Source organism: Pseudoxanthomonas jiangsuensis, assembly GCF_010093185.1.
Classification (GTDB): Bacteria; Pseudomonadota; Gammaproteobacteria; order Xanthomonadales; family Xanthomonadaceae; genus Pseudoxanthomonas; species Pseudoxanthomonas jiangsuensis.
Genome location: NZ_PDWL01000022.1, coordinates 36,559 through 59,037, shown reverse-complemented (window position 1 = coordinate 59,037; position 22,479 = coordinate 36,559). Strand labels below are relative to the sequence as shown.

Below are 22,479 nucleotides of genomic sequence, written 5' to 3'. Positions count from 1 at the left end.
GTGGCGGCCTTCGCGCTGGTTGCTGTCCGCGCTGACCCTGCTGTCGACGCTCGCGCCGCTGGCGGTGCTGGGATCGGACCTGCCGCGCCTGTGCGCCTGGCCGCTGGCCCTGGCGGCGTGCGCGACGGGACTGTGGCAGGTACGACGCGAGGCGGGCAGACCGCCCAGCCGGCTGGTGCTCGTGCATGCAGGCGGCTGCGGCGATGCGGCGGCCGAGCAGGCCGGAGACGGCGGGCCGCCGGCCGCTGCGGACGCGGCGGGCGACACCCTCGACGGCCGCCCGTTCCGGTTGCAGCGGATCGCCTGGCGCGGGCCGCTGGCCTTTGTCTATGGCCTGGATGCCGAAGACCGCCGACGTTGCCTGGCCTGGTGGCCGGATACCTTGCCGTCGCCGGCGCGGCGTGAACTGCGGCTGGCCGCGGCCGCACGCATGGCTTCGCGCCGTCGGCGGCCGATGGCACCATAGGCCCATCGACCGGCGGGACTGCCGGCCCAGGACCTACGGACGCCCCCGGCCCATGTTCAAACCCGTCCCCGTGGCCATCGGCCTGCGCTACCTGCGGGCCAAGCGCCGCAACGGCTTCATCTCCTTTATTTCGCTGGCCTCGATCCTCGGCATCGCCCTGGGCGTGACCGTGCTGATCACCACCATGGCGGTGATGAGCGGGTTCCAGAAGGAGATCCGCGACCGCCTTTTGCAGTTCGCCGCCCACGCCACCGTGGTCGCCGACGGCGAGCCGCTGCACGACTGGCGAAAGGCGCTGGCCACGGCGACCAAGGACCCGCGGGTCGCCGGCGCGGCGCCTTACATCGAGACCGAGGCGCTGGTCTCGGGTACGCGCCGGCAGCCGGCGATGGTGCGCGGGGTGGAGCCGGCGCTGGAGGCGCAGGTCTCGGTCCTGGCGCAGAAGATGAAGCGCGGCTCGGCCGATTCGCTCAAGCCTGGCGCGTTCAACGTGCTGCTGGGCGAGGAGCTGGCCTTGTGGCTGGGCGCCGACGTGGGCGACACCGTGCTGGTGATGGTGCCCGAGTTCCAGGGCTCGCCGGTGGGGGCGATGCCACGGCTCAAGCGCTTCACCGTCAGCGGGATCTTCTCCGCCGGCACCAACGAGATCGACCGCGGCCTGGCCCTGGTGGAAATGGCCGACCTGCAAAGGGTGCTGCGCATGGACGGGGTCACCGGCGTGCGCCTGAAGCTGCACGACATGAACCAGTCCTACGCCGTGGCCCGCGACCTGGCCCTGCAGCTGCCGGGCTTCTACCGGGTCAGCGACTGGACCCAGGAGAACGCCAACCTCTACCACTCGCTGAAGATGGAAAAGACGGTGATGGGCATCCTGCTGTCGCTGATCATCCTGATGGGCGCCTTCACCCTGGTGAACTCGCAGGTGATGCTGGTCACCGACAAGCAGGCCGACATCGCCATCCTGCGCACCCTGGGCCTGACCCCGGGCGGAGTGATGCAGGTGTTCATGGTCCAGGGCACCCTGATCGGCATCATCGGCACCGTGCTCGGTTTCGCCGGCGGAGTGACCTTGACCTGGAACCTGGAACGGATCCTGGACGGGATCGAATCGCTGTTCGGCATCACCCTGTTGCCGCCGGACGTGTACTACATCACCGGCCTGCCCACCGACATGCAGACCGGCGACGTCGTCGCCACCGTGGTGATCGCGCTGGTGATGAGCTTCCTGGCCACCCTGTACCCGGCCTGGCGGGCCGCGCGCACCCAGCCGGCCGAGGCACTGCGCTATGAATGAGACCATCGCGATGCATGCCGAAGGCGAAGCGCTGCGCGCCGAGAAGCTGGGCAAGACCTACGCCGAGGGCAAGCTGCGCACGCCGGTGTTCGACGGCCTGGACCTGCAGGTGGCCGCCGGCGAGACCGTGGCGATCGTCGGCGCCTCCGGCGCCGGCAAGAGCACCCTGCTGCACCTGCTCGGCGGCTTGGACACGCCCAGCGCCGGCGAGGTCTACGTGGCCGGGCAGAAGATGTCGGCGCTGTCGGACGGCCAGCGCGGGCGCCTGCGCAACCGCGCGCTCGGCTTCGTCTACCAGTTCCACCACCTGCTGCCGGAGTTCACCGCGCTGGAGAACGTGATGATGCCGGTGCTGCTGGCCGGCGGCGAACCGGCCGAAGCCGGCCAGCGCGCGACCGCCCTGCTGGAGGCGGTCGGCCTGGGACATCGCCTGGGCCACAAGCCCGGCGAGCTATCCGGCGGCGAACGCCAGCGCGCTGCGGTGGCCCGCGCCCTGGTCAACCGTCCCGCCTGCGTGCTCGGCGACGAACCCACCGGCAATCTCGACGAGAAAACCGCGGCGAATGTGTTCGCGCTGATGCTCGAACTCAATCGCGCCCAGCGTACCAGCCTGGTCCTGGTCACCCACGATCGCCGCCTGGCCCGGCGCCTGGACCGGGTGCTGGAACTGCACGAGGGGCGTTTGCGCGAACTCGCGCCGAAGGAGTTGCCGGCGGGTTGAGGCGCTGTGCGCTCAGGGCGAAGCGGTCAGCCGGCGCCAGACCTCGCGCTCCACGCGCTTGCCGTCCTCGTGGCGCTCCAGCGTCCAGGTGTCGCCTTCCAGGGTGTAGCTGAAACGGTAGCGGCCGCCCTCGGCCAGCGGGTATGAGGCCATCCGCGGGGTTTCGGTGTAGCTGCCGGCATCGGCGACGAAGCCGCCCGAACCGCCGGCCCAGAAGCGCCCGCCCTGGCTGGTGGTGAAGGCGAAGTGCCCGTCGCCGAGCACCTTGATCCCCTGCAGGCCCAGGCTCGCGTAGTCCACCGTCCGTCCCTGCTCGTCGACGAATTCGCCCGATTGCAGCTGCCAGGCACCATCGAGCGTCGCCGCGGCGGGTGCCTCCGCATGAACCGGTGCGGTGGCCAACAGCAACGACAGGCACAGGGCGAAGCGGGGCAGGGACATCGGCGGGTCCTCGAGACGTCGGGTCGGTAAAGGGTATCGGTCGTCGGCTGCAGCAGCGGCGACGCAACAAGGATGAACTCAGGCGCTCGCAGCGCCGCCGCGGTCGGCATGTCCCAGTGACCGCTCCGGCGCGATCCGGTCGCGCACGCGCTGCTTCAGCGTGGTGATCTCGGGAAAGCCGCCATCGTCGGCGCGCGACCAGACCCGCTCGCCATCGGCATGGACTTCGAAGATCCCGCCCTGGCCGGGCACCAGGGTCAGCCGCGCCAGTTCGCCGTCGAAGGTGGTCAGCAGTTCCTGCGCCATCCAGGCCGCGCGCAGCAGCCATCGGCACTGGGTGCAGTAGTGGATCTCGACGTGGTGTTCCAAGGATGCGGCTCCGGCATGGCACTCGGCGAGTATCGCCGATGCAGGCCCGGCGCGCCGCGTCATCCCGGCCATGGTGCGGGTCTGGCTGCCCGCCTGGTCCGGTCATCGGTGCGCGGCCTGGCCAGACTGCCAGGCTGCGGCGGATGCATGCACGATCACAAAGGCCGGACAACGACGCATGGGTCGTGCCGACCCGTTTCGACAGTTCCTAGCGGACCGCCGCGGCCGCGCCTGCAATGGCCTTGCCGGCGGCATCGTTGATCTGCTTCTTCACCGCCGCATCGGCCAGGCCATCGGCCAGTTCGCGGATGGCCACCGCGATCAGGGCCTGGTTCTCCGGCCGGCGGCCCCATTCGGGGTCCTCCCAGTGGCCCTTGAAGTAGTCGGTGATCTACAGAACGAATTCAAGCCTGGATTTGACCTTGCGGATGGCCATGACACTTCTCCTTGTGGTGGATGCCGGCAGGTGTTCGGCATTCCAGCCAACGCAGCCGGCGCTGGCATGCGGCCATCCGCCTGCCGGTGGCGGCCGGTCGCGGACAATTCCTACCGGCACGGGGCTGCTTGCCTGATCGCGAAGGCGCAGCGACGGCACGAACATCGCGGCGACGGCTTCATGGACGAAGCGATGGCCTTTCCCTGCGATGACGAAGTCTCCTGCGGCCGCATCCGCGCATGCGCGCGCGAATGCAAGGTGCGGCGGACATGAGGACCCGGACCGACGCCGTTGCCGGCATCGATGCGTCCGCAATTGCGGCTTCGCGACGCGCCTGGCTGCTTGCCGGAAGACCGATGCCGGCCGCGGGCCTGGCCTGCGCCGCGGCCGTCCTGGGCGGTGCGCTGGCCTGTCTGTTCCTGCCCACGCTGGCATGGGCGCCGTTGCGCTGGGCCTGCTGCCTGCTCGGCGCACTGGCGTGGCTGTGGCCGGGGCGCCTGCGCCTGGTAGGCGCGCTGCTGTTCGGCTTCGGCTGGGCCGGACTGCATGCGGGTTGGGCGTTGGCCGCGCAACTACCCCAGGCCCGGGAGGCGCGCGAGGCGCAGGTGAGCGGCCAGGTGGTGGGATTGCCGGACCACGAGGCACGGCGCACCCGGTTCCAGTTCCGGGTCGACGCGCGGGCGCCGCCGCCGCTGCGCGGACGCCTGCTGCAGCTGTCCTGGTACGACGACTACGATGCCGACCGGCCCGGGCCACGGATGGCACTGAAACCGGGCGCGCACTGGTCGTTTCAGCTCAGGCTGAGGGCGCCGCGCGGCTTGTCCAATCCCGGCGGTGGCGACTTCGGCCGATATGCGCTGGCGCAAAGGATCGCCGCCCCCGGTTACGTGCGTGCGCCGCAGCTGGCCCGTGAGCTGGTGCCCGCCGCCGGCATCGATGCCTGGCGGGGGCGGGCGGCGGCGCGGATCGAGGCTGCGGGTCCGTCGGCGTCGTCGCGGTTCGTGCGTGCGCTGGCGCTGGGCGACACCCGCGGCCTGGACGACGCCGACTGGAACGTGCTGCGGGCGGTGGGGCTCACCCACCTGATCGCGATTTCGGGTTTCCACGTCGGCCTGGTCGCCGGTTTCGCCGCCTGGCTGGCGGTCGCGCTGTGGTGGCTGGCGCCGGCGCTGGGGCGGTGCTGGCCACGGCCGCAGGCGGCCGCGGTGGCGGCGGTGCTGGGCGCGGCCGGGTATGCGGCGGTGGCCGGCTTCGCCCTGCCGACCGTGCGCACGCTGCTGATGATCACGGTGGTGGCCGTGGCCCGCCTGGCGCGGCGGGCCACGGGCCTGTGGCAGGCGCTGGCGCTGGCCCTGCTGGCGGTCCTGCTGGCCGACCCTCTGGCGGTGCTGCAGGCGGGGTTCTGGCTCAGCTTCGCCGGCGTGGCCTGGCTGCTGTGGTGCCTGCCCGAGCAGGGCGGGGCCGGCCAGTGGCTGCGCGGCTTCCTCTCCGCCCAGGGCGTGGCCACCGTCGGCCTGCTGCCGCTGGCGGCCGTGCTGTTCAACCAGGCCTCGCTGGCCGGGCCGCTGGCCAACCTGCTGGCGATCCCGTGGTGGAGCCTGGTGGTGGTGCCGCTGTCGCTGCTCGGCACCGGCCTGGAGGTGCTGCATGCCGGCGCCGGCGGTTGGGCCTGGCGCGCGGCGGCGGCCTGTTTCGAGCCGAGCTGGCGGTTGTTCGCGGGCATGGCCGAAAGCCCGTTCGCCTTGTGGTGGTTGCCCGAACCGCGCAGCCACGCGCTGCCGCTGGCCCTGCTCGGGGCGTTCTGGCTGCTGCTGCCGCGCGGCCTGCCGGGCCGTCCGCTGGCGCTGCTGCTGTGGCTGCCCCTGCTGTGGCCGCCGCGCGAGCTGCCGGGGCCGGGCGGGGTGGAACTGCAGGTGCTGGACGTGGGCCAGGGCCTGGCGGTGGTGGTCCGCACCGCGCGCCATGCCCTGCTGTACGACGCCGGGCCGGCGGTGCGCGATGGCTACGACGCCGGCGAGCGCGCGGTGTTGCCGGCCCTGCGCGCGCTGGGCGTCGCCCGCCTGGACCGGGTGGGGGTCAGCCATGCCGACCAGGATCACGCCGGCGGCTGGCCGGCGGTGCAGGCCGTGGTGCCGGTGGCGCTGTCGCTGGCGCCGGCCGGAGCGCCGCTGGCGGTGGATGCGCCGTGCCTGGCCGGCGAGGGCTGGAGCTGGGACGGAGTGGACTTCCGCTTCCTGCATCCGCCGCCGCACTTCCCCTATCTGCGCAACGAGGCCAGCTGCGTGTTGCGGATCGCTTCGCGGCATGGGGCGGTGCTGCTGCCGGGGGATGCGGGCGAGGTGATCGAGCAGCGCCTGCTGCGCGAAGCCCGGCAGCTGCGTGCGGACGTGGTGGTGGTGCCGCACCACGGCAGCGGCGGTTCCTCGTCGGCCGGCTTCGTGGCCGCGACCGGGGCGCGGCTGGCGCTGGTGGCGGCCGGCTACGGCAACCGCTTCGGCCATCCGCGTGCGGAGGTGGTCGAGCGCTGGCGGCGGCACGGCGCCGAGGTCCTGGAGACGCCGCGATCCGGCGCGATCCGGGTGTGGCTGGACGAGGACGGCATCGCGGTACGCGAGCGGCGCGCGTGGAAGGCGCGGCTCTGGGATCCCGTTGAACAGGAGGATTCCTCCTTGTAGGCATCGGATTGCGCGACTTCGGAGGCAGACCGCCGTTGCATGGGGAATGGCCATTCGCCGAACGCGGAAATCCCCTGGAGCGTGCGCCACGCCGCGCTCCCGCCGGTCCGGGCTGGCGCCGGGCGGGCGTTTGCCGTCATCCTTAGGGTTCGTGGAATGGCCCCGGGGCCGGAGGTGGTTCAGGTGTGGGAGCTGGTCAAGGCCGGTGGATGGCCGATGCTGCCGTTGATCCTGCTGGGGCTGGTGGCCCTGGGCATCATCTTGGAACGGTTGTGGAGCCTGCGCCGGGTCGAGGTCATGCCGCCGCGCCTGGGCGAGGAGGTCCGCAACTGGGCCGCGCGCGGCGAACTGGACCCGGCCCATATCGAGTCCTTGCGCCGCAACTCGCCGCTGGGGGCCTTGCTGGCCGCCGCGCTGGACGTGCGCCACCGCTCGCGCGAGCTGATCCGCGAGCGGCTGGAGGATACCGGCCGCCACCTGGTGTTCCGGATGGAGAAGTTCCTCAGCGCGCTGGGCACGATCGCCTCGGCCGGGCCCCTGCTGGGCCTGCTGGGCACGGTGGTGGGCATGATCCAGATGTTCCTGGGCATCCTCGACCATGGCCTGGGCGACGTGAACCAGCTGGCCGGCGGCATCGGCAAGGCACTGGTGTGTACGGCCACGGGCATGATCGTGGCGGTGCCGGCGCTGATCTTCCACCGCTATTTCCGCAGCCGCATCGCCGGCTACGTGATCGAGATGGAGGAGCAGGCGACCGCTTTGCTCGACGCCCTCGATACCCGTGGCGCGGCCGCGCCCGCCAGCCCGGTCGCCGCGCGTGCGCCCGCACCGGCACGTCCGGCGCGCGGCTGAGGCCTTGGCATGCGCATCCAGGACCATCGCGCCTACGACGAGCCGTCCATCGACCTGGTGCCGCTGATCGACGTGGTGCTGGTGCTGATCGTGTTCTTCGTGATCACCACCACCTTCGACGTGCGCTCGACCCTGCAGCTGCAGCTGCCGGTGGCCAGCCCGCAGCAGCCGGCGCCGCCGAAGACGCTCAACATCCTGGTCAATGCCGACGGCCGCTATTTTGTCGGCGAGCGCGAGGTGCTGCGCAGCGACGTGGAGGCGATCAAGCAGGCGATCGCCGAGGCGGCCGGCGCCGACCGCGAGCAGCCGGTCATGCTGCGCGCCGACGCGCGCACCCCGTACCAGGCGGTGGTCACCGCCCAGGACGCGCTGGCCCAGCTGGGCTTCCGCCGGATCGCGATCGCCACCGCGCCCGAGCCGCAGGCCGCGGCGCAGCCGGAGCCGCAGCCTTGAGCGGCAAGCAGCCGCCTGCCTGGCCGATCTACCGCCGCCTGCTGGGCTACACCCGGCCGTACTGGCCGTTCTTGGCCGCGGCCCTGGTCGGGATGGCGGTGGAGGCGATCGCCGGCGCCAGTTTCGTGCGGCTGATGAAGCCGCTGACCAACAATTTCGTCCGGCCCAGCGCCGAGGATGCGGTGTTCCTGCCGCTGGCGATCGTCGGCCTGTTCGTGCTGCGCAGCCTGGCCACCTTCGTCACCGACTACGGCATGGCCCGCAGCGGCCGCAGCGTGGTCCGCGACCTGCGCGAGCGGGTGCTGAGCAAGTACCTGCGGCTGCCCTCGACCCATTTCGATGCCGAATCCACCCCGGTGATGGTCAGCCGGCTCAACTTCGACACCGAGCAGGTCACCCAGGCCAGCGCCGAGGCGCTCAAGACCCTCGTCACCGACAGCCTGACCATCGTCGGCCTGCTCGGGTTGATGCTGTGGGCCAGCGTCAAGGTGACCTTCGCGATGCTGCTGATCACGCCGTTGATCGGGGTGATCGTGTGGTACGTGGGCCGGCGCTACCGCCGGATCAGCGGCGGCATCCAGGACGGCATGGGGCGGATGGCGCAGGCCGCCGAGCAGTCGCTGGCGGCGCAGCAGGACGTCAAGGTGCACGGCACCCAGGCGCTGGAGATCGCCCGCTATGGCAGCCTGGCCAACCGCATCCTCGGCCTGAACATGAAGGTCGAGAGCACCCGCGCCGGCGCATCGGCCATGGTCCAGCTGCTGGCGGCGCTGGCGTTGGCGGCGATCGTCTGGGTGGCCGCGCGCGAGGCGTTGCAGGGCCGGCTGGACGCGGGCGACTTCGTGATGCTGATGACCGCGATGATGGCGATCATTCCTTCGCTGCGGCGGGTGACCAGCGTGCAGACCGCGGTCTCGCGCGGGGTGGCCGCGGCCGAGCGGCTGTTCGCGATCCTGGACAGCGAGGAGGAGGCCGACCGCGGCACCCGGCCGTTGCAGCGCGCCCGCGGCGAACTGGTGTTCGAGCACGTCAGCCTGCGCTACCGCGACCAGCCGGGCTTCGCCCTGGACGACATCAGCTTCAGCGCGCGGCCGGGCACGGTCACCGCCATCGTCGGCCGCTCGGGCAGCGGCAAGACCAGCCTGGTGCGGCTGGTGCCGCGCTTCTACGAGCCCAGCAGCGGCCGGGTCACCCTGGACGGGGTGGACCTGGACGCCTACCGGATCGCCGACCTGCGCCGGCAGATCGCCCTGGTCGGGCAGAAGGTGATGCTGTTCGACGATACCGTGGCGGCCAACATCGCCTACGGCGCGCCGGCCGACCGCGAAGCGATCCGCGCCGCGGCCGAGGCGGCCAACGCCTGGGAGTTCATCGAGCGCCTGCCGCAGGGTCTGGACACCCATATCGGCGAGAACGGCGCGCTGCTGTCCGGCGGCCAGCGCCAGCGCCTGGCGATCGCCCGGGCGATCCTGCGCGATGCGCCGATCCTGATCCTGGACGAGGCCACCGCCGCGCTGGACAACGAGTCCGAGCGCCTGGTCCAGGACGCCTTGCAGCGGCTGATGCCCGAGCGTACTACCCTGGTGATCGCCCACCGCCTGTCGACCATCGAGCATGCCGACCAGGTGCTGGTGCTCGACCAGGGGCGGATGGTGGAGCAGGGCAGCCATGCCGAACTGCTCGCCACCGGGGGCGTGTACGCGCACCTGCACAGCCTGCAGTTCCGTGAGCGCCGGGCCGGATGAAAGGACCGACGGGCAGGGTGCGGCAAGGCCGGGACGCGACAGGTCGAACGAGATGAGCAAGTCAGCCCCGAAGACGCCGGCCTGGTGGTTCGGCGATGCGCCGGTGCCGGTCTGGGCGCGCCTGCTGGCGCCGGTGTATGCCGGCCTCGGCCGGTTGCGGCGCAGGCTCTACCGTACCGGCTGGCTGCGCACGCGACGGGTGCCGGTGCCGGTGATCGTGGTCGGCAACCTGGCCGCCGGCGGTGCCGGCAAGACCCCGCTGACCCTGGCCCTGGTCGAGAAGCTGCGCCAGGCCGGCTGGCGACCGGGCGTGGCCAGCCGCGGCTATGGCCGCCAGGATCCGCGCACGCCGCGCTGGGTCACCGCCGAGACCGCGCCGGCCGAGGGTGGCGACGAGCCGGTGCTGATCGCGCACCGGCTGGCGGTGCCGGTGCGGGTGGACGCCGACCGCGCCGCCGCCGCGCGCGCACTGGCCGAGGCCGGTTGCGACATCGTGGTCTGCGACGACGGCTTGCAGCACTACCGCCTCGGCCGCGACCTGGAAATCGAAGTGATCGACGGCGCGCGCCGCTACGGCAACGGCCGGATGATGCCAGCCGGGCCCCTGCGCGAGCCGCCGGCCCGCGGGCGTTGTTGCGATTTCCGGGTGGTGAACCTGGGTCATGGCGGCCCGGCGCAGGGGCCTCAGGCAGAGGGCACGGTGCCCGGGACCGGCTTCGGCGAATGGCCGATGCGGCTGCTCTCGCAACATGCGCTGCCGCTGGCGGGCGGCCGGCCACGGCCGCTGGCCTCCTTCGCCGGGCAGCGGGGGCACGCGGGGGCCGGGATCGGCAATCCGCAGCGCTTTTTCGATGCGCTGCGCGCGGCCGGGATCGGGGTGGTGCCGCACGCCTTCGCCGATCACCATGCCTATGCCGCGGCTGACCTGGACTTCGGCAACGACCTGCCGGTGCTGATGACCGAGAAGGACGCGGTCAAGTGCGCGGCCTTCGCCGACGCGCGCTGCTTCGCGGTGCCGGTGGACGCGGAGTTGCCGGCGGCATTCTGGGTGGCCCTGCTGGACCGGATCGGCCGCCCGGGCTGACGCCTGCCTTCCAACGTTCGGAGATCTCCATGCCCTCGTCCCCGGAATTCGTCGTCGCCGTGCCGGCGCGCTACGCCGCCAGCCGCCTGCCGGGCAAGCCCCTGCGCGACCTGGGCGGGCAGCCGCTGGTGCTGCACGTGGCCCGGCGCGCGCTGGGCGCCGGGGCGCGCGAGGTCTGGCTGGCCACCGACGACGCGCGGGTGGCCGCGGCCGTGGCCGGGATCGAGGGCATGCGGGTGGCGATGACCTCGCCCGAGCACGCCTCGGGCACCGACCGCCTGGCCGAATGCGCGGCCATCGCCGGCTGGGACGACGACACCCTGGTGGTCAACCTGCAGGGCGACGAGCCGTTCGCGCCGGCCAGCGGGATCCGCGAGGTCGCCCGGGCGCTGGCCGACAGCGGCGCGCCGATGGCGACCCTGGCCGAGCCGGTGGCCGACGCGGCGACCCTGTTCGACCCGAACACGGTCAAGCTGGTGCGCGCGGCCTCCGGCGACGCCCTGTACTTCAGCCGCGCGCCCGTGCCGTGGCCGCGCGACGCCTTCGCCCGCGACCGCGAGGTGCTGCCCGCCGGCGGCCACTGGCTGCGCCACATCGGCATCTACGCCTATCGCGCCGGCTTCCTGCAGACCTTCGCGCGGATGTCGCCGGGCGTCCTGGAGCGGATCGAATCGCTGGAGCAGCTGCGGGTGCTCGAGGCCGGCCACCGGATCGCGGTGGCGCTGGCGCCCGAGCCGTTCCCGCCCGGGGTGGACACTCCCGACGACCTGGAGCGGGCGCAAGCGCGCCTGCGCGGGGAGGGCGCATGACCCGGCTGCTGGTGGTGTGCCTGGGCAACATCTGCCGGTCGCCGCTGGCCGAGGGCGCCCTGCGGGCGCGGATCGAGGCCTCGCCGCTGGCCGGGCGGGTGGAGGTGGATTCGGCCGGCACCGGCGGCTGGCACGCCGGCGAGCCGCCGGACCGGCGCGCGATCGCCTGCGCCCGTGGCCACGGCGTGGACATCGGCGGCCTGCGCGCGCGCCAGCTGCGCGCAGGTGACTTCCACGACTTCGACTGGCTGCTGTGCGCCGACGCCGACAACCTGCGCGACGTGCGCCGGCTGGCGCCGCCGGGCCTGGAGGGCAGGGCGGCGCTGCTGCTGGACTGGGCCGGCCGGGAGGTGGCGGCGCTGGCGCCCGGCGGCGAGGTGCCCGACCCGTACTACGGCGGCGAGGCGCATTTCCAGGACGTCTGGCGACTGGTCGATGCGGCCGCACGGGCGGTGGTGGCGCGGCTGCTGCGGCCGGCGCCGGCTCCGGCATAATCGCGGCATGAGCGCGGCGACCTTGCAGGAACTGCCCGGCGGGCTGGAGTGGCTGAACGCCCCCGCCGCCTCCCTCCATGAACTCCATGGCCGCCCGGTCGTGCTGGCCTTCGTCAACGCGGCCTCGGCCTGGTGCGCCCAGCGCCTGGCCGAGCTGGCGCTGTGGCAGGCCCGCAACCCCGGCCGGATCCAGGTGCTGGTGGTGCAGGTGCCACGCTTCGACAGCGAGCGCCAGGGCCAGCGCTCGCTCAAGCTGCTGCGCCGGCAGGGGCTTTCGTTCCCGGTGCTGCTGGACGCGGACTGGGCGGCCTGGCAGCGCTACGGCATCCAGGCCTGGCCGACCCTTTTGCTGGTCGACGCCGACGGCCGCGAGCGCGAGCGCATCACCGGCCTGGGCGGCGACCTGGAGCGGGCCCTGTTCGCCCTGTGCGAGGGCCTGCCGCCGCCGCTGGAGGAGGACCTGCGGGTGGCCGAGACCATGCCCGAGCCGCGCCTGGCCCTGCGCTTTCCGGCCGCGGTGCTGGCCACGGCCGAGCGCCTGTTCGTGGCCGACAGCGGCCACCACCGGATCCTGGAATGCAGCCACGGCGGCCGGATCCTGCGCCAGTTCGGCCTGGGCACCGCCGACCTCATCGATGGCCCGCCGGACCAGGCCGCGTTCAGCCGGCCGCAGGCCCTGGCCCTGGAGCGCGAGGCGCTGTACGTGGCCGACACCGGCAACCACGCCCTGCGCCGGATCAACCTGCTCACCGGCATGGTCGACACCCTGTGCGGCAACGGTCGCGCCGGCGATCCGGTCGAAGGCCCGGTGGCCGCGCACGCGCGTACCCCGCTCAACCGGCCGCTGGGGCTGGCGGCGCTCGGCAACCAGGTCCACATCGCCGGCGCCGGCGACAACCGGATCTGGAGCTACGACCTGGGTCGCGGCGAACTGCTGCTGCGCGCCGGCACCGGGCAGCTGGAGCTGCGCGACGGCAACGCCCGCAGCATGGCCGCCTTCGCCCAGCCGGTGGCGCTGGCGGCGGTGCAGCAGCAGCTGTACGTGTGCGATGCGCTCGGCTCGGCCGTGCGTTCCCTGCAGCTGCGCACCGAACTGGTCCAGACCCTGGTCGGTCAGGGGCTGTGGGAGTCGGGCGACGCCGACGGCCCGCGCGCCAGCGCCCGCCTGCAGCACCCGCAGGGCATCGCCCTGAGCGCCGATGCGCCCCTGCTGTGGATCGCCGACAGCGGCAACGGCAGCCTGCGCACCCTGCGCCTGGGCGGCGGCGAGCTGGCCACGGTGACCCTGCCGCGGCGCCTGCACGGGCCGACCGGGCTGTCGGTGGCGGCCGGCGCGGTGTGGATCGCCGAGACCGACGCCCACGGCATCCTGCGCTACGACATCGCCACCGGAGAGCTGGGCGACGTGCCCATCGGCGAGTGATGGCTTCGGCAGTACCCGCACCGTTCGACGGCAAGGCCTTCGTCGCCCAGCTGAGCACCGCGCCCGGCGTCTACCGCATGTACGCGGCCGACGGCAGCCTGCTGTACGTGGGCAAGGCCGGCGCGCTCAAGCGCCGGGTGGCCAGCTACTTCAACAACGCGCCCAGGACCGCGCGCATCCACTCGATGGTGGCGCAGATCGCGCGGATGGAGGTCACGGTCACCCGCACCGAGGCCGAGGCGCTTCTGCTGGAAAACCAGCTGATCAAGTCGCTGGCGCCGCGCTACAACGTCTCCCTGCGCGACGACAAGAGCTATCCGTACGTGCTGCTGACCCAGGAGGCGTGGCCGCGGTTGGCCTTCCACCGCGGCCCGCGCGCGCTGCCGGGCCGCTACTTCGGGCCCTATGCCAGCGCCGGCGCGGTGCGCGAGACCATGGACCTGATGTTCAAGCTGTTCCGCCTGCGCAGCTGCGAGGACAGCGTGTTCCGCAACCGCAGCCGGCCCTGCCTGCAGTACCAGATCGGCCGCTGCAGCGCGCCGTGCGTGGACCTGGTGGCGGCCGACGAATACGCCGAGTCGGTGCGCCGCGCCTCGCTGTTCCTGGAAGGGCGCAGCGACGAGCTGGGCGAGGAGCTGGCGGCGGCGATGGAGGCGGCCAGCGCCCGGCTGGAGTTCGAGCAGGCCGCGCGCCTGCGCGACCTGCTGGCGACCCTGCGCGGGTTGCAGGCGCGCCAGTACGTGGACGGCCACGCCGCCAACCTCGACGTGCTGGCCTGCGCCATGCAGGGCAGCCAGGCCTGCGTGCTGTTGCTGGCGTTCCGCGACGGCCGCAACCTGGGCACGCGCGCGTTCTTCCCGCGCACCAACGGCGAGGAGAACGCCGAGGAGGTGCTGGCCGCGTTCGTCTCCCAGTACTACGCCGAACAGCCGCCGCCGGCCGAGATCGTGCTCGACCGCGCGATCCCCGACGCCGGGCTGATCGAACTGGCCCTGGCCGAGGCCGCCGGGCGCAGGGTGGCGCTCAAGTCCAGCGTGCGTGGCGAGCGCGCCGGCTACCTCGACCTGGCGCGGCGCAACGCCCAGCTGGCGCTGGCCACCGAACTGGCCAGCCGCGGCGCCCAGCAGGCGCGCGCCGAGGGCCTGCGCGACCTGCTCGGTTTGGCCGAGCCGCCGGCGCGGATCGAGTGCTTCGACATCAGCCACACCCTGGGCGAGGCCACGGTGGCCTCGTGCGTGGTGTTCGACCCGGCCGGGCCGGTGCGCAACCAGTACCGGCGCTACAACATCGCCGGGATCGAGCCGGGCGACGACTACGCGGCCATGCGCCAGGCGGTGGAGCGGCGCTTCCGCCGCGCGCTGGAGGCCGGCGCCGCCGAGGCGCAGACGCCGGCCACCGCCCGCAATGCGGTGCTGCCGGACGTGCTGCTGATCGACGGCGGCGCCGGGCAGCTGGCGCAGGCGCGCGAGGCCCTGGCCGACCTGGGGGTGGAGGGCGTGCTGCTGGTCGGCGTGTCCAAGGGCGAACAGCGCCGCGCCGGCGACGAGACCCTGGTCCTGGCCGACGGCCGCGAAATCCGTCCCGGCGCGGCCTCGCCGGCCCTGCAGTTCATCCAGCAGGTGCGCGACGAGGCCCACCGCTTCGCCATCACCGGCCACCGCGGCCGCCGGCAGAAGGCGCGCACCACCAGCCGGCTGGAGGACATCGAGGGCATCGGCCCGCGCCGGCGCGCGGCCCTGCTGCGGCATTTCGGCGGCCTGGCCGGGCTCAAGGCCGCCGGCGAGGAGGAGATCGCGCGGGTGGAAGGCATCAACGCCGCGCTGGCCGCGCGCATCTACGCTAACCTGCACGGACTCGTTCCCCCCGAGCCGGCGTCCGCGCAAGACCGATGAAGTTGACCATCCCCACCTGGCTGACCCTGCTGCGGATCCTGATGATCCCGGTGCTGGTGCTGGTGTTCTACCTGCCGTACCGCTGGACCAATTTCGCCTCCGCCGGCGTGTTCATCCTGGCCGCGGCGACCGACTGGCTGGACGGCTGGTGGGCGCGGCGCTACCAGCAGCACTCGGCGTTCGGCGCCTTCCTCGACCCGGTGGCCGACAAGCTGATGGTGGCCGTGGCCCTGTTCCTGATCGTGCAGGGCCATCCGACCCCGTGGATGGCGTTCTGGGCGGCGGTGATCGTCGGCCGCGAGATCGCGGTCTCGGCCCTGCGCGAGTGGATGGCCGAGCTCGGCCAGCGGGCGACGGTGAAGGTGGCGATGATCGGCAAGGTCAAGACCACCGCGCAGATGATCGCGTTGTCCTGCCTGCTGTATTCGGTGATCCCCGGGAAGTCGCCGTCCAGCATCTGGATGGGCGAGCCGGTGTTCCACCTCGGCGACTGGCTGCTGGCGATCGCCGCCCTGCTGACCCTGTGGTCGGGCATCCAGTACCTGCACGCGGCCTGGCCGGCGCTGCGCGAGGACGAACGCAGCGCCGCCCTGGCCCGCGCCGAGGCGAAAAAAAACCGCGCCCCCGGTTGACAGCCTGCGCCGAAACCCTAAAATGCGCGTCTCCCAAGCGGGAATAGCTCAGTTGGTAGAGCGCAACCTTGCCAAGGTTGAGGTCGCGAGTTCGAGTCTCGTTTCCCGCTCCAGACAATGATCCGCAGGCGCCCGTGCGCCGGCAGGTCGACACGGAACCCCGGCGACGGGGTTTTGTTTTGTAGGGCTCCCCGGCGCGGCGTAAGCTGCACCGGTGGTACCGGTCGAATGGCCTGGTGGCAGAGTGGTTATGCAGCGGACTGCAAATCCGCGTACGCCGGTTCAATTCCGACCCAGGCCTCCATCCGGTACGTCAAAACTCAAGCGGGAATAGCTCAGTTGGTAGAGCGCAACCTTGCCAAGGTTGAGGTCGCGAGTTCGAGTCTCGTTTCCCGCTCCAGCATGCACACACCCTCAGGGCCCCGTCACCGGGGCCTTGTCGTTTCCGCTTCAGCACTTCGGTGCCGGCCCGGTCGAGTGGCGGATCTGCAGCTGGTAGGGCGCCTTGACCATGCGCCCGGGCTCGTGCCCGGCGATGGCGGTGAGCAGCTGCTGGGCGGCGATCCGGCCCATGTCGCGGCTGGGCTGGCGCACCGTGCTCAGGCTGGGCCAGACCTGGCGCGACATCGGGGTGTCGTCGAAGCCGAACACCGACAGCTGCTCGGGCACCTTCAGCCCGCGCGCGGTGGCCTCGTACAGCACGCCGCAGGCGGTGTCGTCGTTGGCGCCGAAGATCGCGGTCGGCGGATCGTCCATGTCCAGCAGCTGGCGCGCGGCGGCGATGCCCGATTCGAACGAGAACTCGCCTTCCACCACCAGGTCCGGGTCGGCCTCGATCCCGGCATTGCGCAGGCCGTCGAGGTAGCCGGCCAGGCGCCAGACCCGCGCGCCGTGGCTGCGGTGGCCGGTGACGTGGGCGATGCGGCGGTGCCCGAGCGAGATCACGTGGGCCATCATGTCGGCCACCGCGGCGCGCTCGTCCAGGGTCACGCCGACGCCGTGGGTGTCGCGCTTGGCCGAGATGGTGGAGTAGCGCACGCCCAGCTCGCGCAGGCGCTTGAGCAGGGGCGCGTCGTCGGTCAGCGGCGGGGTCAGGACCAGGCCGTCGGGCCGGTACTGGGTGATCAGGGCCTCGACCGCCTCGACATGGCCGCGGCGGCCGAAGTCGATCGGGCGCAGGGTCAGGCCGTAGTGCGCCTGCTCGCAGGCGGCCAGCACGCCCTCGATGATCTCCATCACGTAGTTCGAGGAGGGGTTGTCGTACAACAGGGAGATCAGGTACGAACGCCGGCCGGCGAGGCTGCGGGCCGAGGAGTTGGGCCGGTACTTGAGCTGGCGCGCGGCCTCCTCGACCTTCAGCCGGGTTTCCTCGCGGACGTTGGGCTCGCGGTTGAACACGCGCGAGACGGTCTTGATCGACACGCCCGCTGCCGCGGCGACATCCTCGATTCTGGCGCGCATGCCTGGCTCCCCCTCCACCGCCCGGCGGCGGTCGCCAGGGATGGCGCCGATTCTAGCAACGCGCCGGCGCGGCGCGCGGCGGTGGCACAATGGCGCGGCCGTTCGCGCGACCCCGGCCCGGGTGGTGAAATCGGTAGACACTGGAGACTTAAAATCTTCCGGCCGCAAGGCCATGCGGGTTCGAGTCCCGCCCCGGGCACCACTGCCATCGCGGGTGCTCCGCCGGCCGGGCGGGACCGGCTTGCGGGATCGATGGCGGTTCCGGCGTCCCTCCATTCCAGCGGCCCGGGAGGCCCATGCAGGTCGATAGCAAGGTCGAACGCCATGACACGCCGCTGCCCGCCGCCGAGGCCCGGATCGCGGTGGTCGGCCTGGGCTACGTGGGCCTGCCGCTGGCGGTGGCGTTCGCCGCCGCCGGCCGCGAGGTGACCGGCCTGGACCTGGACGCGGCCCGCGTGGCCGAGCTGCGCGCAGGCCACGACCGCACCCGCGAGCTGCAGCCGGAGGAGCTGGCCTGGCTGCCGCGGCTGCGACTGACCTCCGATCCGGCCGACCTGGCCGGCTGCGCGATCCACATCGTCGCCGTGCCGACCCCGATCGACGCCCGCCACCAGCCCGACCTGGAGCCGCTGCGCCAGGCCACCGCGCAGGTCGCCGCGGTGCTGCGGCCCGGCGACCTGGTCGTCTACGAATCCACGGTCTACCCCGGCACCACCGAGGAGATCTGCGTGCCGATCCTGGAGGCCGGCTCGGGCCTGCGCTGCAACCGCGACTTCAGCTGCGGCTACAGCCCGGAGCGGGTCAGTCCCGGCGACCGCCAGCGGCGCCTGGCCGACATCCGCAAGATCACCTCCGGGTCCAACCCCGGCGCGGCCGCCGCGGTGGACGCGCTGTACCGCACCGTGATCGCCGCCGGCACCTGGCCGGCGCCGTCGATCCGGGTGGCCGAGGCGGCCAAGGTGGTGGAGAACATCCAGCGCGACGTCAACATCGCCCTGGTCAACGAGCTGGCGCTGATGTTCGACCGCCTCGGCATCGACACCGGCGAGGTGCTGGAGGCGGCCGGGACCAAGTGGAATTTCCTGCCGTTCCGGCCCGGCCTGGTCGGCGGCCACTGCATCGGCGTGGATCCGTACTACCTGCTGCACAAGTCCGAGAGCGTGGGCTACCACCCCGAGCTGATCCACGCCGCGCGCGAGGTCAACGAGCGGGTGGCCGGCCACGTCGCCGCGCGGGTGCTGGCGATGCTCGCCGCGCGCGGGCGGGAGCCGGCGCGGTCGCGGGTGCTGGTGCTGGGCGTGACCTTCAAGGAGAACTGCCCGGACCTGCGCAACAGCCGGGCGATGGACCTGGTGCGCGCGCTGGCGGCCGCCGGCGCGCGGGTGGACGCGGTCGATCCCTGGGCCGATCCGGCCGAGGCCGCGGGGCAGGGCGTGGCGCTGCTGGACGCACCGCAGGCCGGCGAATACGACGCGGTGGTGCTGGCGGTGGCGCACGAACAGTTCCGCGGTTGGGACGTTGCCCGCATCCGCGCCCTCGGCCGCGCCGGCGCGGCGGTGTACGACGTCAAGTCGGTATGGCCGCGCGAGGCGGTGGACGGGCGTCTGTAGCGGCCGGCTAGACTGGTCCGTATCCGCGTCGCCCGGGAGGACCCATGAGTCGATACCTCGCCTACGCCGCCAGCTGGCTGTTGCTGCTGGCGTCCCTGCCGCTGGCCCTGCGCTGGCCTTCTTGGGGATGGGGCGTGGCGGCCGGCGGGGTCCTGGTCCTGCTCGGCAGCTGGGACCTTTTGCAGACCCGCAGCACCCTGCGCCGCAACTATCCGATCCTGGCGCACTTCCGCTACGGCCTGGAGTCGGTGGGGCCGGAGATCCGCCAGTACTTCATCGAGAGCGACACTGCCGAGGCGCCGTTCTCGCGCCAGCAGCGTGCGCTGGTCTATCGCCGCGCCAAGGGGGTGATGGACGTGGTCCCGTTCGGCACCCTGCAGGACGCCTATGCGGTGGACTACGAATGGATCAACCATTCGCTGGCGCCGGCGCAGATCGAGACCCACGACTTCCGGGTGACGGTCGGCGCGGACAGCGCCAAGGCGTACTCGGCCAGCGTGTTCAACATCTCGGCGATGAGCTTCGGCTCGCTCTCGGCCAACGCGGTACGCGCGTTGAACGAGGGCGCCCGCCGCGGCGGCTTCTACCACGACACCGGCGAAGGCTCGATCTCGCCCTACCATCTGGAGAACGGCGGCGACCTGGTCTGGGAACTGGGCTCGGGCTACTTCGGCTGCCGCGACGAGGCCGGGCGCTTCGACCCGCGAAGGTTCGCCGCGCAGGCGGCGCGGCCGCAGGTGCGGATGATCGAGATCAAGCTCTCGCAGGGCGCCAAGCCCGGCCACGGCGGGGTGCTGCCGGCGGCCAAGGTCAGCGCCGAGATCGCCGCCACCCGCGGCGTGCCGATGGGCGTGGACTGCATCTCGCCGGCCAGGCATTCGGCCTTCGACACCCCGCTGGGGCTGTTGCGTTTCGTCGCCCGCCTGCGCGAGCTGTCCGGCGGCAAGCCGGTCGGCTTCAAGCTGGCCATCGGCCATCCCTGGGAGTGGTTCGGGATCGCCAAGGCGATGGCCGAGAGCGCCGCGCAGGACCCTCAGCTGCTGCCGGACTTCATCGTGGTCGACGGCGCCGAGGGTGGCACCGGCGCGGCGCCGGCCGAGTTCATCGACCACATCGGCGTGCCGATGCACGAGGCCCTGCTGCTGGTCCACAACACCCTGGTCGGGCTGGACCTGCGCGACCGGGTGCGGGTGGCGGCGGCCGGCAAGATCACCAGCGCCTTCGACATCGCCCGCACCCTGGCCATGGGCGCGGACTGGTGCAACGCCGCGCGCGGCTACATGTTCGCGCTGGGCTGCATCCAGTCGCTGAGCTGCCACACCGACCGCTGCCCGACCGGGATCGCGACCCAGAACCCGCGCCGCTGGAAGCACCTGGATCCGGCCGACAAGGCCACCCGGGTCCACCAGTACCACGACAACACCCTGCGCGCCCTGCGCGACCTGCTGTGCGCGGCCGGCCTGACCGATCCTTCCGAACTGGGACCGGAGCACATCCTGCGCCGGGTCTCGCCGGTGGAGATCCGCTCGCTGGCCGCGCTGTACCGTTACCTGCGCCCGGGCGAACTGCTGCAGGGCCTGCCCGACCACGCCGTGTTCCGCGACTTCTGGGCCGAAGCCCGCGCCGACGCCTTCCAGCCGCCGGGCCGGGTGGACGCGCTGCGCCGGAGCAAGGCCTGCTGAAGAGGGTGTCGGGGATGCTGGCCGGCGGCGGCCGACTCCGCTGTTTTCGGTACACCGCGCGCCGTGAACCGTTGACCGGATCGCGATGCGCCATTAACATGCGCAGCCCGCACCGATCCGTGCGGGCATCGGGCGGTTAGCTCAGCGGTAGAGCATTGCCTTCACACGGCAAGGGTCACAGGTTCGATCCCTGTACCGCCCACCATCTTCCTCAGGTCGGAAGTGCTTGTAGATCAGCAGGTTAGTTGCTGGCTCCACAAGGTACCCCCTGACACCCAGCGACCAACACACCAAATTCGCCACACTGATGGCGATTGGGGTGTGTGTTTTGGCAACGCTGCGCAAGAAGCCCTGGGGCTGGGAAGCCCAGATCCGCCTTCGCGGCCGCCCTTCGGTTTCAGCCACCTTCGGCAGCAAAGCCGATGCGCGGGCCTGGGCGGCCGACACTGAGTCGCAAATTGCACGCGGGGTCTACCGGGAGCGGGGGAACGATGCCCGCCTCACCCTGGGACTGCTGATCGAGCGCTACCTGGTCGAAGTGACGCCCCACAAGAAGGGTGCGGCCGTCGAAGCGGTCCGCCTGGCGCTGATCCAGCGTGACCCGATCTGCCAGATCCGCCTGTCGGACTACCTTCAAGGGGATATGGCCGCCTACCGTGACCGGCGGCTGGCTGTGGTCAGCGGTTCCACGGTCAACCGCGAACTCAACCTGATCAGCCACGTCTTCAACATCGGGCGCAAAGAGTGGGGTGTGAAGATGGACAACCCCGTCCAGCGCCTGCGGCGCCCCAAGGAGAACCGGGCCCGGAGCCGGCGACTGGCTCCGGCAGAGGAGGCAGCATTGCTCCACGAGCTGCGTCCCAGCGAGCGTGACGACCGCGGGGTCTACCGGCCGGGCGGTTGCCGGAATACCTGGATCCTCCCCCTGGTCCGGCTGGCCTTGGCAACCGCCATGCGCCAAGGGGAGCTGCTGTCCTTGCGCTGGCAGGATGTGGACCTGGCCGGCAAATGCGCCCGTCTGCACGACACCAAGAATGGGGAAAGCCGCGATGTGCCGCTCAGCACCCAGGCACGCAGCATCCTGGCAGGCCTGCCGCGGGACGGCTCCGGTCGGGTGTTCCCCACGACCAGCGAGGCCGTCAAGCAGTCATTCTCTCGCGCCACTGAGCGCGCCGGACTGGTTGACTTCCACTTCCACGACCTGCGCCACGAGGCGGTGAGCCGTATGGCGCCGCTGATCCGTGATTCGCTGACCCTGTCCAAGGTCACCGGGCACAAGAGCACCCGGATGCTGGGGCGCTACTTCCACCCTGATGCCAGCTACATGGCGGGGCTGCTCGATGGTGGGCCAGAAGAAGCTGGCGGAACGCCGAACGCCCCGACTGCTGCCAGCCAAACGCCCGATCTGGGCTCGATCCTGGCGATGGGGCAGCAAGGGGAGGGCAGCGTCGACGTGGTGAATGTTCTGGAGCACCTGCTGCGCCAGCTCAAGCCGGCAGCGCAGTCGGCGCCTTGAGCGCGGTAGCGCACGGGACGTCCGAGGCAGGGGCACCAAGCGCATGGCTGTCCCGGCCTTGGCCCTTGCTCGGCACCACAACACGCAGCACATCAAGCTTTTTGCCCCGTGCCGGCTGCCAAGCGAGGGCTTTGGCGCCGGAATGATGACGTCACGTCACGTCACGTCACGTCACGTGACATGGTTGCGAACCAGACGCCCGGGGGGCTTGTCACCAAAAAACTGCAGGTTGATTCGTCCGCCATACGGCTGAGAAGGCTAACGAAGCACCCCCGGTTTAGGCGGCCAAATGGGCATGTCACGTCACGTGACGTCAAAACGAGCACGCCGCAGGTCTCGCAACCAAAGCAGGGCTTGCGCTCCCTTGTCGCCCAGATTGATGGAACTGCCGCCGCAACATCCGGGCTTGCCGCTTTACCAGGCT

The 22,479-nt window shown here is 71.9% G+C and carries 20 protein-coding genes and 5 tRNA genes; 22 read left to right on the top strand and 3 right to left on the bottom strand.

All coding sequences use genetic code 11. The features are described from left to right. Positions 1-19: 19 nt before the first annotated feature. From CSC62_RS13355 to lolD, 3 genes are read left to right on the top strand one after another with little or no spacing between them, the layout of a single operon-like run. Complete coding sequence (locus CSC62_RS13355) at positions 20-466, top strand: hypothetical protein (protein WP_246194428.1); 447 nt, start codon at positions 20-22, stop codon at positions 464-466. 52 nt (positions 467-518) lie between these two features. Continuing rightward, positions 519-1,760, top strand: coding sequence for a lipoprotein-releasing ABC transporter permease subunit (locus CSC62_RS13350; RefSeq protein ID WP_162407187.1), 1,242 nt, complete (start codon positions 519-521; stop codon positions 1,758-1,760). Further along, on the top strand, positions 1,753-2,481 hold the full coding sequence (gene lolD, locus CSC62_RS13345) for a lipoprotein-releasing ABC transporter ATP-binding protein LolD (protein ID WP_211369009.1): 729 nt from the start codon (positions 1,753-1,755) through the stop codon (positions 2,479-2,481). Before CSC62_RS13350 ends, lolD begins: the two co-directional genes overlap by 8 nt. 12 nt (positions 2,482-2,493) lie before the next feature. On the opposite strand, the gene CSC62_RS13340 is transcribed toward lolD, so the two are convergent. Together CSC62_RS13340 and CSC62_RS13335 are read right to left on the bottom strand one after the other, a co-directional pair. Further along, entirely contained in the window at positions 2,494-2,922 is a 429-nt protein-coding gene (locus tag CSC62_RS13340) for a hypothetical protein (RefSeq protein ID WP_162407185.1), read from the bottom strand. 78 nt (positions 2,923-3,000) lie between these two features. Further along, on the bottom strand, positions 3,001-3,291 hold the full coding sequence (locus CSC62_RS13335) for an Rdx family protein (RefSeq protein WP_162407183.1): 291 nt from the start codon (positions 3,289-3,291) through the stop codon (positions 3,001-3,003). 178 nt (positions 3,292-3,469) lie between these two features. On the opposite strand from CSC62_RS13335, the gene CSC62_RS13330 reads away from it, so the two are divergent. The 14 genes from CSC62_RS13330 (at position 3,470) to CSC62_RS13265 (ending at position 16,186) form a co-directional block, all read left to right on the top strand. Continuing rightward, a complete protein-coding gene (locus CSC62_RS13330; protein WP_162407181.1) occupies positions 3,470-4,000 on the top strand; it encodes a hypothetical protein in 531 nt (176 codons plus the stop codon). Positions 4,001-4,083: 83 nt separating this feature from the next. Further along, complete coding sequence (locus tag CSC62_RS13325; RefSeq protein WP_162407179.1) at positions 4,084-6,402, top strand: DNA internalization-related competence protein ComEC/Rec2; 2,319 nt, start codon at positions 4,084-4,086, stop codon at positions 6,400-6,402. Positions 6,403-6,585: 183 nt separating this feature from the next. Continuing rightward, the gene (locus CSC62_RS13320; protein ID WP_211369010.1) at positions 6,586-7,254 is read left to right on the top strand and encodes a MotA/TolQ/ExbB proton channel family protein; all 669 of its coding nucleotides are present in this window, start codon (positions 6,586-6,588) and stop codon (positions 7,252-7,254) included. Positions 7,255-7,263: 9 nt separating this feature from the next. Continuing rightward, positions 7,264-7,707 carry an ExbD/TolR family protein gene (locus CSC62_RS13315; RefSeq protein WP_162407175.1) on the top strand — a complete coding sequence of 148 codons (444 nt, stop codon included), beginning with the start codon at positions 7,264-7,266 and terminating at the stop codon, positions 7,705-7,707. Then, complete coding sequence (gene msbA / locus CSC62_RS13310) at positions 7,704-9,452, top strand: lipid A export permease/ATP-binding protein MsbA (RefSeq protein ID WP_162407173.1); 1,749 nt, start codon at positions 7,704-7,706, stop codon at positions 9,450-9,452. Before CSC62_RS13315 ends, msbA begins: the two co-directional genes overlap by 4 nt. Positions 9,453-9,504: 52 nt before the next feature. Next, positions 9,505-10,536, top strand: coding sequence for a tetraacyldisaccharide 4'-kinase (gene lpxK, locus CSC62_RS13305; protein WP_162407171.1), 1,032 nt, complete (start codon positions 9,505-9,507; stop codon positions 10,534-10,536). A 29-nt stretch (positions 10,537-10,565) separates the two neighbouring features. Further along, a complete protein-coding gene (gene kdsB / locus CSC62_RS13300) occupies positions 10,566-11,345 on the top strand; it encodes a 3-deoxy-manno-octulosonate cytidylyltransferase (RefSeq protein ID WP_162407169.1) in 780 nt (259 codons plus the stop codon). Next, entirely contained in the window at positions 11,342-11,839 is a 498-nt protein-coding gene (locus CSC62_RS13295; protein WP_162407167.1) for a low molecular weight protein-tyrosine-phosphatase, read from the top strand. Before kdsB ends, CSC62_RS13295 begins: the two co-directional genes overlap by 4 nt. A gap of 7 nt (positions 11,840-11,846) precedes the next feature. Then, entirely contained in the window at positions 11,847-13,262 is a 1,416-nt protein-coding gene (locus CSC62_RS13290) for a redoxin domain-containing protein (RefSeq protein WP_162407165.1), read from the top strand. Next, entirely contained in the window at positions 13,262-15,154 is a 1,893-nt protein-coding gene (gene uvrC / locus CSC62_RS13285; protein WP_162407164.1) for an excinuclease ABC subunit UvrC, read from the top strand. The genes CSC62_RS13290 and uvrC overlap by 1 nt, the downstream gene beginning before the upstream one ends. Beyond that, on the top strand, positions 15,151-15,786 hold the full coding sequence (pgsA, locus tag CSC62_RS13280; RefSeq protein ID WP_162407162.1) for a CDP-diacylglycerol--glycerol-3-phosphate 3-phosphatidyltransferase: 636 nt from the start codon (positions 15,151-15,153) through the stop codon (positions 15,784-15,786). Before uvrC ends, pgsA begins: the two co-directional genes overlap by 4 nt. Before the next feature lie 37 nt (positions 15,787-15,823). Continuing rightward, positions 15,824-15,899: transfer RNA gene (locus CSC62_RS13275), tRNA-Gly, on the top strand. A 117-nt stretch (positions 15,900-16,016) separates the two neighbouring features. Beyond that, positions 16,017-16,090: transfer RNA gene (locus CSC62_RS13270), tRNA-Cys, on the top strand. Positions 16,091-16,110: 20 nt separating this feature from the next. After that, positions 16,111-16,186: transfer RNA gene (locus tag CSC62_RS13265), tRNA-Gly, on the top strand. A gap of 50 nt (positions 16,187-16,236) precedes the next feature. Here CSC62_RS13265 and CSC62_RS13260 read toward each other — a convergent pair. Then, a complete protein-coding gene (locus tag CSC62_RS13260; protein WP_162407160.1) occupies positions 16,237-17,247 on the bottom strand; it encodes a LacI family DNA-binding transcriptional regulator in 1,011 nt (336 codons plus the stop codon). 115 nt (positions 17,248-17,362) lie between these two features. On the opposite strand from CSC62_RS13260, the gene CSC62_RS13255 reads away from it, so the two are divergent. The 5 genes from CSC62_RS13255 (at position 17,363) to CSC62_RS13235 (ending at position 22,055) form a co-directional block, all read left to right on the top strand. Then, positions 17,363-17,449: transfer RNA gene (locus CSC62_RS13255), tRNA-Leu, on the top strand. Between the two features lie 94 nt (positions 17,450-17,543). Then, a complete protein-coding gene (locus CSC62_RS13250; RefSeq protein WP_162407158.1) occupies positions 17,544-18,857 on the top strand; it encodes a nucleotide sugar dehydrogenase in 1,314 nt (437 codons plus the stop codon). 44 nt (positions 18,858-18,901) lie between these two features. Then, complete coding sequence (locus CSC62_RS13245; RefSeq protein WP_162407156.1) at positions 18,902-20,539, top strand: FMN-binding glutamate synthase family protein; 1,638 nt, start codon at positions 18,902-18,904, stop codon at positions 20,537-20,539. A gap of 130 nt (positions 20,540-20,669) precedes the next feature. Then, positions 20,670-20,744: transfer RNA gene (locus tag CSC62_RS13240), tRNA-Val, on the top strand. A gap of 123 nt (positions 20,745-20,867) precedes the next feature. Further along, complete coding sequence (locus CSC62_RS13235; protein ID WP_211369008.1) at positions 20,868-22,055, top strand: site-specific integrase; 1,188 nt, start codon at positions 20,868-20,870, stop codon at positions 22,053-22,055. The last annotated feature ends 424 nt before the right edge of the window (positions 22,056-22,479 follow it).

Excerpts from the sequence above, each read along its gene's own strand:
- CSC62_RS13350 (WP_162407187.1), top strand. The coding sequence starts at position 519 with ATGTTCAAACCCGTCCCCGTGGCCATCGGCCTGCGCTACCTGCGGGCC.
- lolD (WP_211369009.1), top strand. The coding sequence starts at position 1,753 with ATGAATGAGACCATCGCGATGCATGCCGAAGGCGAAGCGCTGCGCGCC.
- CSC62_RS13340 (WP_162407185.1), bottom strand. The coding sequence starts at position 2,922 with ATGTCCCTGCCCCGCTTCGCCCTGTGCCTGTCGTTGCTGTTGGCCACC.
- CSC62_RS13330 (WP_162407181.1), top strand. The coding sequence starts at position 3,470 with ATGGGTCGTGCCGACCCGTTTCGACAGTTCCTAGCGGACCGCCGCGGC.
- CSC62_RS13325 (WP_162407179.1), top strand. The coding sequence starts at position 4,084 with ATGCCGGCCGCGGGCCTGGCCTGCGCCGCGGCCGTCCTGGGCGGTGCG.
- CSC62_RS13315 (WP_162407175.1), top strand. The coding sequence starts at position 7,264 with ATGCGCATCCAGGACCATCGCGCCTACGACGAGCCGTCCATCGACCTG.
- lpxK (WP_162407171.1), top strand. The coding sequence starts at position 9,505 with ATGAGCAAGTCAGCCCCGAAGACGCCGGCCTGGTGGTTCGGCGATGCG.
- kdsB (WP_162407169.1), top strand. The coding sequence starts at position 10,566 with ATGCCCTCGTCCCCGGAATTCGTCGTCGCCGTGCCGGCGCGCTACGCC.
- CSC62_RS13295 (WP_162407167.1), top strand. The coding sequence starts at position 11,342 with ATGACCCGGCTGCTGGTGGTGTGCCTGGGCAACATCTGCCGGTCGCCG.
- CSC62_RS13290 (WP_162407165.1), top strand. The coding sequence starts at position 11,847 with ATGAGCGCGGCGACCTTGCAGGAACTGCCCGGCGGGCTGGAGTGGCTG.
- uvrC (WP_162407164.1), top strand. The coding sequence starts at position 13,262 with ATGGCTTCGGCAGTACCCGCACCGTTCGACGGCAAGGCCTTCGTCGCC.
- pgsA (WP_162407162.1), top strand. The coding sequence starts at position 15,151 with ATGAAGTTGACCATCCCCACCTGGCTGACCCTGCTGCGGATCCTGATG.
- CSC62_RS13260 (WP_162407160.1), bottom strand. The coding sequence starts at position 17,247 with ATGCGCGCCAGAATCGAGGATGTCGCCGCGGCAGCGGGCGTGTCGATC.
- CSC62_RS13250 (WP_162407158.1), top strand. The coding sequence starts at position 17,544 with ATGCAGGTCGATAGCAAGGTCGAACGCCATGACACGCCGCTGCCCGCC.
- CSC62_RS13245 (WP_162407156.1), top strand. The coding sequence starts at position 18,902 with ATGAGTCGATACCTCGCCTACGCCGCCAGCTGGCTGTTGCTGCTGGCG.